Genomic DNA, 15167 nt, shown 5'->3' with positions numbered 1-15167 from the left:
CAAGTCATGTTCGCCTGGCAGAACACCGACGACGGCGAGCTGACCCTCCCGGGCCTGCGGGTCACCGCACTGCCGCCGCCCCACAGCACGGCCAAGTTCGACCTCACCCTCGCCCTCACCGAGCACGACGGCCGCATCACCGGCAGCCTCGAATACGCCACCGCGCTCTTCGACACCGCCACCGCCCAGCGGCACATCCGCTACCTGCGCCACGTCCTCACCCAACTCGTCGCCCACCCCGACCAACCCATCGACCGGCTGACCCTGCTCGACGAGCGGGAACGGGAGCAGGCGCTGCGCCAGGCCGAGCCGTCCCCGGTGGACAAGGGCGTCGTCGCCCGCCTCGCGCAGCGGGTCGCCGCGGCTCCCGACGCGGTGGCCGTGACGTTCGAGGGCACCTCGCTCACCTACCGCGACCTCGACGCGCGCGCCAACCGGCTCGCCCACCACCTGCGCGCGCACGGCGTCGGCCCCGACGCCCTCGTCGCGGTCTGCCTGCGCAGGTCGCCGGAGCTGATCGTCGCGCTCCTGGCCGTCGCCCGGGCCGGCGGCGCGTACCTGCCGCTGGACCCGGCCCACCCCGCCGAACGCCTGCGGCACCTGCTGGCCGACGGCGCCCCGGTCGCCGTCCTCACCCACGCCGCGACCCGCGCCACCCTCGACGGCCTGACCGACGCGCCCCTCGTCGACCTCGGCACCGACGCCCACCGCTGGGCCGACCGGCCCACCGTCAGCCCCGACCCCGGCACCCGGCCCGACCACCTCGCCTACGTCATCCACACCTCCGGCTCCACCGGCCGGCCCAAGGGCGTGGCGCAGACCTGGCGGTGCCTGGACAACCTGATCGACTGGCAGCTCCGCTACGCCGCGCCGGGCAGTCCCGCGCCGCAACGGGTGCTCCAGTTCGCCTCGATCGGCTTCGACGTCTCCGCGCAGGAGATCTGGAGCACCCTCTGCCAGGGCGGCACGCTGGTGCTGATCGGCGAGGAGAGCGGCCGGGACCTGGGCCGGCTGCGCCACGTCCTGGCCGAACAGGGCGTACGGCGGGCGTTCCTGCCGGCGGCCGTGCTGCACCAGCTGGCCGGTCTCACCGGGGCCGTGGCCCCGCTCGCGCCCGGCTGCGAGATCGTCACCGCCGGCGAGGCGCTGCGGGTCAACGACGACGTACGCGCCCTGGCGGTCGGACTCGGCGGCCGGTACCTCTACAACCAGTACGGCCCGACCGAGACCCACGTGGTCAGCCAGTTCGCGCTGGCCACCGAGGCGGCGGCCGACTGGCCAGCGCTGCCGCCGATCGGCCGGCCGATCGCCAACGCGCGGCTCTACGTGCTCGACGAGCGGTGCGAGCCGGTGCCGGCGGGCGTGCTCGGCGAGCTCTACATCGGCGGGTCCGGCCTGGCGCGCGGCTACCTCAACCGGCCGGCGGCGACCGCGGAACGGTTCCTGCCGGATCCGTTCGCCGGGCCGGGCGAGCGGATGTACCGCAGCGGCGACCTGGTCCGCCGCCGGGCCGACGGGACCATCGAGTTCGTCGGGCGCGCCGACGACCAGGTCAAGGTGCGCGGCTTCCGGGTCGAGCCGGGCGAGGTGGAGGCCGCCCTGCGGCGCGTTCCGGGCGTCCGCGAGGCGGCCGTGCTGCTGCGCGAGGACACCCCCGGCGACCCGCACCTGGTCGGCTACCTGGTGGGCGACGTCCCCGTCGAGGCGGCCCGCGAGCAGTTGCGGCGCCGGCTGCCCGAGCACCTGGTGCCGACCCGCTGGGTGGTGCTGGAGCGGCTGCCGCTGACGGCCAACGGCAAGCTGGACCGGCGGGCCCTGCGCGCGCCGGAGCAGGCCGACGTCGCCACCGCCTACGTCGCGCCGCGCGACGACCGGGAGGCCCGGATGGCCGCCATCTGGGCCGAGGTGCTGCGCCGCGACCGGGTCGGCGCGCACGACGACTTCTTCGCGCTGGGCGGCCACTCGCTGCTGGCGACCCGGCTCGTGCACGCGATCAACGAGCGGATGTCGGCGCGGCTGTCGCTGCGTACCCTCTTCCGGAAGCCGGTCCTGGCCGACCTGGCGGCCGAGCTGGCGGGGCCCGGCTCCCCCGCCGTCGACGCCCTCCCGTCGCTCGTCGCAGATCCCGCCGGCCGGCACGAGCCGTTCCCGCTCACCGACATCCAGGAGGCCTACTGGGTGGGCCGCGGGTCCACCATCGAACTCGGCGGCGTCGGCGCGCACGGCTACAGCGAGCTGCGGCTGCGCGACTTCGACGAGGAGCGCTTCACCCGGGCGCTGCACCGGCTGGTCGACCGCCACGACATGCTCCGCGCGGTCTTCCACGACGGCGTCCAGCGGGTCCTGCCGAGCGTGCCGCGCTACGCGATGGCCCGGCAGGACCTGCGCGGGCTCGACCCGCAGACCGCCGACCGCCGGCTGGGCGAGACCCGGGAGCGGATGTCCCACCAGGTGTTCGACGCCGGCCGCTGGCCGCTGTTCGAGTTCGCGGTGACGCTGCTCGACGGCGAGGCGCGGCTGCACGTCAGCCTCGACGCGCTGATCCTCGACGCGGCCAGCGGGCAGATCCTGGAACACGAGCTGGCGCTGCTCTACGCCGACCCGGACGTCGACCTGCCGCCGCTCGCGGTGACCTTCCGCGACTACGTCCTGGCCGAACGGGCCCTGCGGCGCACGCCGCGCTACGAGCGGGCCCTCGACTACTGGCGGGAGCGGGTCGGCACGCTGGCCCCCGCGCCGCAGCTCCCGCTGGAACGGCAGCCGGAGAGCGTCGAACGGCCGCGCTTCACCCGCTACGACGAGGTGCTGCCGGCGGAGCGTTGGAGCCGGCTGAAGGCGCTCGCCGGCCGGCACCAGGTGACCCCGTCGGTGCTGCTGGTGACCGCGTTCGCGCAGGTGCTGGCCCGGTGGAGCCGCCAGTCGCGGTTCACGCTGAGCCTGCCGCTGTTCAACCGGCTGCCGCTGCATCCCGGCATCAACGCGGTGATCGGCGACTTCACGTCGCTGGTGCTGCTGGAGGTCGACGTGGCGGCCGGGGTCGACTTCGTGACCCGGGCCCGGGCGGTGCAGGAGCAGCTCTGGCAGGACATCGACCACTCGGCGGTCAGCGGCGTACGGGTCAACCGCGAACTCGCCCGCGCCCGGGGCACCCGCCACGCGGCCCTGCCGGTCGTCTTCAACAGCACGCTCACCGAGGCGGCGCCCGACGTCGGCGACAGCGGCCTCGCGGCGGCGCTCGGCGGTGAGGTGCTGCACGGCATCACCCAGACCCCGCAGGTGTGGATCGACCACACGGTCCTGGAGGCCGGCGGGCGGCTGCACGTCAACTGGGACAGCATCGACGAGCTCTTCCCCGCCGGCCTGGTCGCCGAGATGTTCGCGGCGTACCGGGAGCTGCTCGGGCGGCTGGCCGAGCCGGACGCCTGGTACGGCACGCTGGACGGGCCGCTCGCCCCGCCGGTGGCGGTGGCCCCGCCGACCGGTCGTGGGCTCCTGCACGAGCTGGTCGACCGGCAGGCGCTGGCGACCCCCGCCGCGCCCGCCGTGGTCGCCCCGGACCGGCGGCTGGACCACGCCACCGTACGCGTCGAGGCGCGGCGGCTGGCCGGGCGGCTCCAGGACCACGGCGTCGGGCCCGGCCAGCTCGTCGCGGTACTGCTCGACCGGGGCTGGAAGCAGGTCGTCGCCACCCTCGCGGTCCTGCACGCCGGGGGCGCGTACCTGCCGCTCGACCCCGACTGGCCGGCCGAGCGGGTGGCCCGGGTGCTCCAGCGGGCCGGGGCGGGGCTGGTCCTGACCGGGTCGGACCGGGTGGCCCTGCCCGAGGGCGTCGCGCGCCTGGTGGTGGACGCGGACGCCGTCGGTGCGGGCGGGCCGGCGCTGCGGCCGGTCGACCTGGCGGAGACCGACGTCGCGTACGTGATCTACACGTCCGGATCCACCGGCACGCCGAAGGGCGTGACGATCGACCATCGCGGTGCGGTGAACACGCTCCTCGACGTCAACGCGCGCTTCGCCGTGGGGCCCGCCGACCGGGTCCTGGCCGTCAGCGCGCTCAGCTTCGACCTCTCCGTCTTCGACATCTTCGGCACCCTCGCGGCCGGCGCGGCGGTCGTGACGCTCGACCCGGAACTGGCCCGCGATCCGGCCCACTGGCGGGAGGTGGCCCACGCCCACCGGGTCAGCGTCTGGAACTCGGTGCCGGCGCTGGCCGGCATGCTGCTCGACGACGCCGACGCCGGCCACCCGCTGCCGGCGTCGCTGCGGCTGGCCATGCTCTCCGGGGACTGGATCCCGCTCACCCTCCCCGACCGGCTGCGCGAGGCGCTGCCCGGGATCCGGGTCGAGAGCCTCGGTGGCGCCACCGAGGGGTCGATCTGGTCCATCCACCACCCGGTCGACGAGGTCGATCCGGCCTGGCGCAGCATCCCCTACGGCCGGGCGCTGGCCCACCAGGGGGTCCACGTGCTGGACGAGGCCCTGCGCCCCCGGCCCACCTGGGCCACCGGCGACCTCTGGATCAGCGGCGCCGGGCTGGCGCGGGGCTACTGGCGCGACGAGGCGGCGACGGCGGCCAGCTTCGTCGTCCACCCGGTCAGCGGCGAGCGGCTCTACCGCACCGGCGACCTGGGCCGGCTGCGCCCGGACGGCACGATCGAGTTCCTCGGTCGCGAGGACGGCCAGGTCAAGGTGCACGGCTACCGCATCGAGCTGGGTGAGATCGAGGCGGCGTTGGAGGGCCACCCGGGCGTACGCGCCGCCGCGCTGCGGCTACTCGGTCAGGCGCAGGGCGAGAAGCGGCTGGCCGCGTACGTGGTGCCGGACGGTCCCGCGCCCGAGCCGGTCGCCCTCGTGGCGTACCTGGAGGAGCGGCTGCCGGCGTACATGGTGCCGTCGTCGTTCACCGTCCTCGACGCGCTGCCGCTGTCGGCCAACGGGAAGGTCGACCGGGCCCTGCTGCCCGACCCGAAGCCGTCGCCGGAGACCGTCGTCGAGGCGCCGGTGCTCACCGACCCGGCCGAGAACCGGCTGGTGGAGATCGTCACCGAGATCCTCGACCTGCCCGTCGTCGCGCCCGACGCCAACCTGCTGATGCTCGGCGCCACGTCGATCGACGTCGTCCGGATCGCGAACGCCCTCTCCGGCGAGTTGGGCTTCCGGCCGAAGCTGGCCCGGCTGATGCGCCAGCCGACCCTCGCCGACCTGCTGCGGATGTTCCGCGAACACACCGCCGAGCGGGCCGTCGTCGCGGCCGCGCAGCGGGCCGCCACGGTGGTCGAGGACCCGGCCGCGCGCGCCGCGTTCACCTCGGACGCGCGGGGCCGTCGCGGTTTCGCGCCCGACACCCCGGCGGTCGCGCTGACCGCGCCGGCCGACCCGGTGTACGACCGGCGTTACACCGGCTACCGCACGGTGCGCCGCTTCGCCGCGGATCCGCTGCCGGCGGGGGCGCTCGGCGGGTTGCTGGCCACCCTCGCCCAGCGGGAGGTCGACGGTCGGGCCAAGTTCCAGTACGGCTCGGCCGGCGGCACCTACGCCGTGCAGACGTACGTCCTGGTCAAGGCGGGACGCATCGACGGGGTGCCGGGCGGGGCGTACTACCACGACCCGGCGGCGCACCGGCTGCTGGCGCTCGGCCGCGACCGCGAGTTGAGCCCGGACGCCTTCGACTACTTCGTCAACCGGCCGGTCTTCGAGGCCGCCGCGTTCGCGCTGTTCCTGGTGGCGCAGCGCGCGGCCATCGAGCCCCTCTATCAGGAGCAGAGTGCGACCTTCACCGCGATCGAGGCGGGCGCCATGGCCCAGCTGCTGACGATGGCCGCCCCCGAGCACGGTCTCGGCCTGTGCGGCGTCGGCGCCCTGGACACGGCGGAGCTGACCGCCCTGTTCGACCTGGAACCCTCGCACCGGCTGGTCTACGCGCTGCTCGGCGGCGGCCGTCCCGGGGCGGAGCCGGCCGGGCCCGACGCCGCCGCCACCGACACGATCACGGTCGAGCTGTGAACGCCTACGAGCTGCTCGACACGCTCAACCGGCACGCGGTCGGGTTGCGGGTCGACGGCGACCGGCTGCGCCTCACGGGATCCCGCGAGGTCCTCACGCCCGACCTGCTGGCCGACCTCAAGCTGCACAAGGAGGAGCTGGTCGCGATCCTGACCGGCGCCGACGCGGACACGATCCCCCGCCGGCCGCGACCGGACGCGCCGGTGCCGGTCGCGTTCGCCCAACGGCAGCTCTGGTTCCTCGACCAGCTCTCCCCCGGCAACCCGTTCTACAACAACCCGGTCGCGTTCGACGTGGTGGGCGCCCTGGACGTGCCGGCGCTGGCCCGCGCCCTGACCGAGGTGGTGCGCCGGCACGAGGCGCTGCGTACCGTCTTCGCGCTCATCGACGAGGAGCCCTGCCAGGTGGTGCGGCCGGTCGGGCCGGTCGCCCTGCCGGTCGCGGACCTCACCGCGCTCCCCCGCCCGGAGCGCTCCCGCCGGGCCGACGAGGCCGCCGAGGCTGAGGCGCGGGCGCCGTTCGACCTGGCCGCCGGCCCGCTGCTCCGCACCGCCCTGCTGCGGCTGGCCCCCGACGAGCACCGCTGGCTGCTCACCGTGCACCACATGGTGGCCGACGGCTGGTCCGTCGGCATCCTGATCGGCGAGGTCACCGCCCTCTACGCCGCGTACGCGCGGGGCGAGGCTCCCGCGCTGGCCGAGCTGCCCGTGCAGTACCCGGACTACACGCTGTGGCAGCGCCGGCACCTCGGCGGCGGCGAGTTGGAGCGCCAGCTCGGCTACTGGACGCGGACGCTGGCCGGTGCGCCCGCGCTGCTGGCCCTGCCGACCGACCGGCCCCGCCCGGCGGTGCAGCGCTACCGGGGCGAGACCCACGGCACGACTGTGGACGCCGCGGTGCTGCGGGGCCTGCGGGAGGTGGGCCGGGCCGGCGACGCGACGCTCTTCATGACGCTCATGGCCACCCTGTCGGTGCTGATGTGGCGCTACAGCGGGCAGGACGACGTCTGCGTCGGCACCCCGTTCGCCAACCGCAACCACCGGGACGTGGAGGGCCTGATCGGCCACTTCGTGAACACGGTGGTGATCCGCAACCGGCTGGACCCGGAGCAGTCCTTCGCGGCACTGCTGGCCGACGTCCGCCGGCACCTGCTCGACGCGTACGCCCATCCCGACCTGCCGTTCGAGCAGCTCGTGGACGCGCTCAACCCGGAGCGGCACACCAGCTACTCGCCGCTGTTCCAGGTGATGCTGGTGCTGCAGAACATCCCGCGCGGCCGGCTGGAGCTGCCCGGCCTGGTGCTGCGGCCCCTGTCGAGCAGCACCGGCGCGGCGAAGTTCGACCTGTCGGTCGAGGTGCTGGAGCACGCCGACGAGCTGCACGTCATCTTCGAGTACAACACCGACCTCTTCGACGCCGCGACGATCGCCCGGCTGGCCGGGCACTTCGTTCGCCTGCTCGCCCAGGTGGCGGCCGATCCGTCGGCCCCGGTCGGCGCGCTGCGGCTGCTCGGTGCGGACGAGCGGCACCGCCTGCTGGTCGAGTGGAACCGCACCGCGCGACCGTTCACCGACCCGGCGGACGTGGTGCGGCGGATCGCGGCGCAGGCGCGGCGGCACCCCGGCTCACTCGCCGTGGCCGACGACGACGAGCGGCTGGACTACGCCACGCTGGAGCGGCGGGCCAACCGCCTGGCGCACGCGCTGATCGCCCGGGGCGTACGCCGCGACCAGGTGGTGGGCCTGCACGCGCGGCGCTCGGCCGGGCTGATCGTGGCCATCCTGGGCGTACTCAAGGCCGGGGCCGCCTACCTGCCGCTGGACCCGGCCCTGCCGCCGGAGCGGCTCGCCGGCATGCTCGCTGACGCGGCGCCGGCCCTGGTCCTCGGCGAGGACGACCTGGCCGCCGTCGAGGCCGAGGGGCGCCACGACGGTCCGCCCGGCGTCGTCGTGCACCCCGCCAACCTGGCGTACGTGATCTACACGTCGGGCTCGACGGGCCGCCCCAAGGGCGTCGCGGTCGCCCACGGCGGCGTCGTGAACCTGCTCGACCACTGGGTGTCGCGGCTCGGCGCCGCCGAGGGGGAGGCGGCGGCGCTCTGGTCGAGCGTCGGCTTCGACGTCTCGGTGCAGGAGATATTCCTGCCGCTGACCACGGGCGGGGCCCTGCACCTCGTACCGGAGAAGTTGCGCGGCGACCCGGCGGCGCTGATGGGCTGGCTGCGCGAGCACCACGTCGTGCAGGCCTACCTGCCGCCGGCCTTCGTCCGGTGGATCGACGAGGATCCGGCGGCCCGCCTGGCCGGGTCGGCGCTGCGCCAACTGCTGGTCGGGGTCGAACCGCTGCCGGAGCAGGGCCTGCACCGGATGCAGGAGGCCCTGCCCGGGCTGCGGGTCCTCAACGGGTACGGGCCGACGGAGACCACCGTCTACAGCACCGCCTACCTCGACCCGCAGCCGTCCGCCCGGCAGTGCCCGATCGGCCGGCCGATCGCCAACACCCGCGTCCACCTGCTCGACGAGCTGATGGAGCCGGTGCCCGTCGGGGTCACCGGCGAGATCCACATCGGTGGCGCCGGTGTCGCCCGCGGCTACCTGGGCCGGCCGGGGGCGACCGCCGAGCGGTTCGTTCCCGACCCGTTCGTGCCCGGGGAACGGCTCTACCGCACCGGCGACCTGGCCCGGCTGCTGCCCGACGGGAACATCGAGTACCTCGGCCGCCGCGACGGCCAGGTCAAGATCCGGGGCTTCCGCATCGAGCTGGGCGAGATCGAGGCCGCGCTGCGGGACCGGCCGGACGTACGCGAGGCGGCGGTGCTGGTCGACTCGGACGCCGCCGGCGAGCCGAGGCTGGTCGCCGGGGTCGCCCGGGGCGGGGCGGCGCCGTTGCTGGTCAGCGAGTGGCGCGAGGCGCTGTCGCGACGGTTGCCCGGCTACATGATCCCGTCGCTCTTCGTGGAGCTGCCGCGGCTGCCGCTGACCGCCAACGGCAAGCTCGACCGCGACGAGGTGCTGCGGCTGGCCCGTACCAACGCGCCCTGGCAGGTCAACCTGGCCAGCCCGCGCGACCAGATCGAGCTGACCCTCTACCAGATCTGGAAGCGCCTGCTGCTGCACCCGGAGATCGGCATCGGCGACCGGTTCTTCGACGTGGGCGGCACCTCGATCTCGGCGATCAAGCTGGCCCACGCGATCGGCGAGGCGTTCGGCGAACCGCTGCCGGTGCACGAGATCATGCTGCACCCGACGATCGAGGCGCTCGGCGGCCGGCTGCGGCGGGGCGCGTCGGGCCGGCCGCCGAGCAACCTGATCGAGTTCCGGGCGGGCGACGGCGGCGGCCGGGTCATCTGCGTGCACCCGGCCGGCGGCACCGCGTTCTGCTACCTGTCGCTGGCCAAGGCGCTGCCGGAGTCCCTCGGCGTGTACGGGATCCAGTCCCCGGGGGTGAACCCGGGCGAGGAGTTCCTGCCCACTGTGGAGGCGATGGCCGAGGCGTACCTGGGGCAGGTCGCGCACCTGCTGGACGGGCCGGTGGTGCTCACCGGGCTCTCCTACGGCGGGCTGGTCGCGTACGAGATGGGACGCCGGCTGGCGCTCGCCGGGCATCCCGGGCTGAGCGTGGTCCTGCTGGACACCCTGGGCACCGACGACCCGGCCCACCGGGGCGCGATCGAGCCGGTGGACATGGCCGAGTTCCGCGACAAGCTCATCAAGTTCAACGGGATGTACCCGGGCATCGACGACGAGCAGATCGACCAGTACCACCGCGTCTACAACCACAACCGGTCCACCATGCGCGACTATCCGACCCCCGCGTCGCCGGCCCGGCTGGTGCTGTTGCAGGCCACCGCCGGGCGCGACGAGGCCTTCCTGCACGAGGTACGCGCCTTCTGGCGGCGGCGCGGCGACGCCGACTTCCTGCTGGAGCGGGTGCACTGCGACCACTGGGACATCCTGGAGAGCGCGGTGGTGCTGCGGGTCGCCGCGCTGCTGCGCGGCGAGGTGGACCGGCTCTCCGACGCCCGTCCGACGACGCCGGCCGTACGGGAGGCGTGATGGTCCAGGGTCCCGGTCTCGCCCACGCCGTGCTCGCCCAGGCCAGTCGTACCCCCGACGCGGTCGCGGTGGCCGACGGCGACCGGCGCCTCAGCTACGCCGACCTGGACGCCGCCAGCGCCGCCGTCGCCCGGTCCCTGCGCCGGGCCGGGACCCGCCCGGGTCAGGCGGTCGCGGTGCACCTGCCGCGCGGCTGGCGGCTGGTCTGCGTCATGCTCGGCATCCTGCGGCTCGGCGCGACCGTGGTGCCGCTGGACCGGCAGAGCCCGCCCGCCCGGCGGGACCACATGCTGCGCGACTCGGGCGCCGTGGCGGTGGTCCACGGCCCGGACGCGCCCGGCGACCTGCCCGCCGGGGTGCGGCCGCTGCCGGCGGAGGCCCTGCTCGCGGTGGACGCCCCGCCGGCCGGGGACGCGGAGCTGGCGCCGGAGGCCGCGCCGGTCGCGTTCGTCTTCTACACCTCGGGCACCACGGGCCGTCCCAAGGGCGTGGAGGTGCGCGACGCGGGCGTCCTGCGGCTGGCCCGCCCCGGCTACGTCGCGCTGACCCCGGCGGCCCGCTACGCGAGCCTCGCCAACCCGGCGTTCGACGCGATCAGCTTCGAGGTCTGGGTGCCGCTGCTGACCGGCGGCTGCTGCGTCGTGCTCGACGACGAGACGGTGTCGACGCCGCACCTGCTCGACGCCGCGCTGCGCCGGGAGCGGATCGACACGCTCTTCATCACCGTGGCGCTGTTCAACGCGGTGGTCGACGAACGGCCGCACTGCTTCGCCGACGTCGGCCAGGTGCTCGTCGGCGGCGAGCAGCTCAACGCCCGGCTGATCCGCCGCTGGTACCGCGACAACCCCGCCAGCCGCACCCGGCTGCACAACGTCTACGGGCCCACCGAGGCGACCACGTTCGCCCTGTGCCATCCGATCCCCCGCGACTTCGACGCCGAGGTGGTCCCGATCGGCCGGGTGCTGCCGGGCACCGACGCGCACCTGGTGGTCGACGGCGAGCGTGTCGCCGCGCCGGGCGAGGTCGCCGAGCTGTACCTGGGCGGCGCGGCGCTGGCGGCCGGCTACCGCAACCTGCCCGAGGAGACCACCGCGCGCTTCGTCCGGCTGCCCTGGCTGGACGGCTCCGCCGGCCGCCACTACCGCACCGGCGACCTGGTGCGCGCCGACGCCGCCGGCCGCGTCGAGTACGTCGGCCGGGTCGACCGGCAGGTCAAGGTCCGGGGCTTCCGGGTCGAGCCCGGCGAGGTGGAGCGGCAGGTCCTCGCCCACCCGGGGGTCCGGCAGGCGTACGTCTGCACCCGGCGCGACCCGGTGCACGGCACGAACGAGCTGCTGGCGTACCTGGTGACGGCTGGCGACCTGTCGTACGCGGAGTTCGACCGGCACCTGACCGCGACCCTGCCGCCGTACCTGCGCCCGCACCGGGTCCACCGGGTCGGGGCGCTGCCGCTGACGGCGAACGGCAAGGTGGACGCCGACGCGCTGCTGCGGCGCGACGACCCGCCCTGGCGCGCTGGCCGCGACGACCCGCCTGGGTGTGGTGGGCGCGACGACCCGCCCTGGCGTGCTGGGCGCGACGACCCGCACCCACACGACGGGCGCGAGGAACGCCACGACCCGCACCCACACGACGGGCGCGACGGCGAGCCCGCCGAGGCGGCCGGCACGGCGTGGCAGCGGGCGGTGCTCGGGCTGGCCGGCGAGGTGCTGGGCGTGCCCGACCTGCGACCGGACGACCGGTGGATCGCCAGCGGCGGGGATTCGCTGAAGGCGCTGCGGCTGCGCTTCGAGATCCAGCGGCGCTGGGGCGCCGAGGTGCCGCAGGCGGTGGTGCTGGGCGGCGACCTCGCCGAGCTGGCCACGGCGGTCGCGTCGGCCCGCACCGCGACCGGCTCGCCGTACCCGGTGCCGGCTCCCCCGTCCGGTGCCCGGTCCGCGCCGGCCACCTCGGAGCAGCAGCGGCTCTGGCTGTTGCAGCAACGGTCGCCGGCGTCCACCGCCTACCACGTGGGGCTCGCCTTCGAGCTGCGCGGCCGGGTCGACGTCGGCGCGCTGCGGCACGCGCTGCGCCGGGTGGTGGCGCGTCATCCGGCGCTGCGGACCGCCTTCCGGGCCACGCCGGAGGGGCTGCGCCAGGAGGTCGGCGACCCCTACGACCCGTGGCGCGAGCCAACTCCCACTCCCGCGTCCGCTTCCGACGCTGACGGAGCCGGGGCCGGGGCCAGGGCTGACGACTGGGCTGGGGCCGGCGACAGGGCCGGCGACGGCGACTGGGCCGGGTGGCGCGAGCGCGCCCGCGCCCTCTTCGCCGCCTCCTTCGACCTCGGGCAGCCGCGCATGCTGCGGGCGTACTGGCTGGCCCGCGACGGCGGCGGGGTGCTCCTGCTGCACCTGCACCACATCGCGGTCGACGGCTGGTCGCTCGACGTCCTGTTCCGCGGGCTGTCGGCCGCGTACGCGGCGGCGCTGGCCGGCACGACCGAGGACGAGGACGAGCCCGCCCCGACGCCGCTGGACTACGCCCGGTGGCAGGCCGAGTGGTTCGCCCGGCCGGCCTACCGGGCACAACGCGACGCCCTGCGCGGCCACTACGCCGACGTGACGGAGGTCGCCGCGCCGCTGCGGCCGATCCGGAAGCACGGCGGCACCGGGGACCACCTGCTCCACACCACGATCGGCCCGGAACGCCGCGCCGCCCTCGACCGGCTCGGCGCCGAGCTGGGACTGACCCGCTTCCCGCTGCTGCTGACGCTCTTCGGCTGGGCCGTGCACGGGGTGACCGGCCGCACCCATCCGCGCGTCGCCAGCCCGGTGGCGAACCGGCCCGTACGCGACTTCGAGGCGAGCCTCGGCATGTTCGCCAACACGGTGCTGCTGCCCCTGGCGCTGGCACCCGCCGAGGAGCTGCGCGCGCAGCTGCGCCGACAGGCCGACGCCGTACGCGCGGTGCTCGACGCGCAGGACGTGGCGCTCGCGCACGCCGTCGCCGACCACGACTTCGGCGCCGACGCGCCGCTGTTCGACTTCCTCTTCGTCCTCGACAACACGGACTTCTCCGCGCTGGCGCTGTCCGGCTGCGCGTCCCGGCCGGTCTGGCTGGCCCCGACCGAGGCCAAGTGCCCGCTCACCCTCTCGGTCGTCGCGCACGAGTCCGGCTTCGACTGCCTCTGGGAGTACGCCGACGAGCACTTCGACGCCGCCGACGTGGCCGCGGCGGCCGAGTTGTTCCGGCGCGGCCTGGACGCGTTGACCGGCACCGACCCGAGCACGCTGGCCGAGCTGGTGCGCCCCTACCGCCGCGGCCTGCCCGAGCCCGGCCGGGGTTCGCGTACCCCGGTGACCTTCCCCACCGTGGCCGAGGCCTTCGCCCGGCGGGTGCGGGCGGAGCCGACCACCACCGCGCTGGTGGCCGGCAACCGTCGCCTCAGCTACGCCGACCTCGACGCGTACGCCTCGGCGCTCGCCGCCGAACTGCTGCGGGACCATCCGGTGCCGGCCGGCGACCGGCACCGCGTCGCCCTGTTCTTCGAGCCGTCGGTGGAACACGTGGTGGCGCTGCTCGCGGCGGCCCGGCTCAACCTGACCGTCGTGCCGCTCGACCGGGCCTACCCGCCGGCGCTGCTGCGCCAGGTCCTGGGCCAGGTCGACCCGCTCTGCGTGCTGCTGGCGCCCGGCGACGAGCCCGCCCTCGACGTGATCGACGAGGGCGCTCACCCCCGGCACCCGGTGGTGCTGTCCCGGTCGGCCACGCCCGTCGCGCCGTCGTACGCCGGCCGCCCGCTCTACACGCTCTTCACCTCGGGCTCGACCGGCACCCCCAAGGGGGTGCAGGTCGGCGACGCCCTGCTGGTCAACCTCCTGCACTGGCAGGGCGAGGCCGGCGGCCTGGCGGGCGCGGCGGCGACCCTGCAGTTCTCCATGCTCTCCTTCGACGTCTCCTTCCAGGAGATCTTCGGCACGCTCTGCGGTGGCGGCACCCTGCACCTGCCCCGGCCCGGGTGGCGGCAGGACATGCCGGCGCTGCTGGCGCACCTCGACGCCGCCGGCATCGAGCGGATCTTCCTGCCGTACGTCGCCCTGCAACTCCTCGCCGAGCACGGGGTCCGCCTCGGCCGGTACCCGTCCCGGCTGCGGGAGGTCGTCACCGCCGGCGAGCAGCTGATCTGCACCGACAGCATCCGCCGCTGGTTCGCCGGCCTGCCCGGTGCGCGCCTGTTCAACCACTACGGCCCGACCGAGACCCACGTGGTCAGCAGCCTCTGCCTCGACGGCGACCCGGCCACCTGGCCGGCCCGCCCCGCCATCGGCCGCCCGGTCGCCAACACGTGGCTGCGGGTGGTGGACTCCGCCGACGAGGTGGTGCCGCCGGACTGCCCCGGGCAGCTGCTGATCGGCGGGGAACTGGTGGCGCCCTGCTACCTGGACGATCCGGCGCTCGACCGGGCCCGCTTCGTCGAGCTGCCCGGTGACGGCTGGTTCTTCCGCAGCGGCGACCAGGCCCGGTTCGACCGGGACGGTCTGCTGCACTACCTGGGCCGCGACGACCAGCAGGTGAAGGTGAGCGGGCACCGGCTGGAGCTGGGCCAGGTGGAGGCGGCCCTGCTGGCGCACCCGGCGGTCGTCAACGCCGTGGTGGTCCGCGACGATCCGCACCTGGTCGCCTGTCTGGAGCTGCGGGCAGATCCACCGTCGCCGGAGGAGCTGACCGGTCACCTGGCGGGGCTCCTGCCCGGGTACGTGCGGGTGGACCGGTTCCGGCGGCTGCCGGAGCTGCCGCGTACCGCCAGCGGGAAGCTGGACCGCCGCCGCGCGTTGACGGCACCGGGCGAGGAGCTGCGGCCGGGCGCCGCCGCGCCGGCGCCGGTCATGTCGGTCCTGGAGTCCCGGCTGGCGGGGCTCTTCGAGGAGGTCGTCGGGACGCCGATCGCACCCGACCGGCGCTTCTTCGACCAGGGCGCGGGCAGCCTCGACCTGATGCGCTTCCACCTGCGCTGCGCCGCCGAGGGGCTGCCGCTGAGCATCCCCGACCTCTTCGAGCACGTCACCATCCGCCGCCTCGCCCGGTTCCTCACCGAGCAACGGGCCACGGAGGCGGCGGATGGTGACG

3 protein-coding genes are annotated in these 15167 nt (G+C 75.4%); all 3 read left to right on the top strand.

Annotated elements, in window-relative coordinates; translation table 11 throughout:
• Window positions 1-6: 6 nt before the first annotated feature.
• Window positions 7-6003, top strand: coding sequence for a non-ribosomal peptide synthetase (locus F6X68_RS21235; RefSeq protein ID WP_225852335.1), 5997 nt, complete (start codon window positions 7-9; stop codon window positions 6001-6003).
• A complete protein-coding gene (locus F6X68_RS21230; RefSeq protein WP_151455930.1) occupies window positions 6000-10058 on the top strand; it encodes a non-ribosomal peptide synthetase in 4059 nt (1352 codons plus the stop codon). Before F6X68_RS21235 ends, F6X68_RS21230 begins: the two co-directional genes overlap by 4 nt.
• The coding region (locus F6X68_RS21225) for a non-ribosomal peptide synthetase (protein ID WP_151455929.1) at window positions 10058-15167 on the top strand (5110 nt) is incomplete at its 3' end. The genes F6X68_RS21230 and F6X68_RS21225, both read left to right, overlap by 1 nt.

Source organism: Micromonospora sp. AMSO12t, assembly GCF_008806585.1.
GTDB classification, from domain to species: Bacteria; Actinomycetota; Actinomycetes; order Mycobacteriales; family Micromonosporaceae; genus Micromonospora; species Micromonospora reichwaldensis.
The sequence above is the reverse complement of the archived record's forward strand: the minus strand, read 5'-3'. Positions and strand labels throughout refer to the sequence as shown.

Coding starts and splice junctions, on each gene's coding strand:
- F6X68_RS21235 (WP_225852335.1), top strand. CDS start 7: ATGTTCGCCTGGCAGAACACCGACGACGGCGAGCTGACCCTCCCGGGC.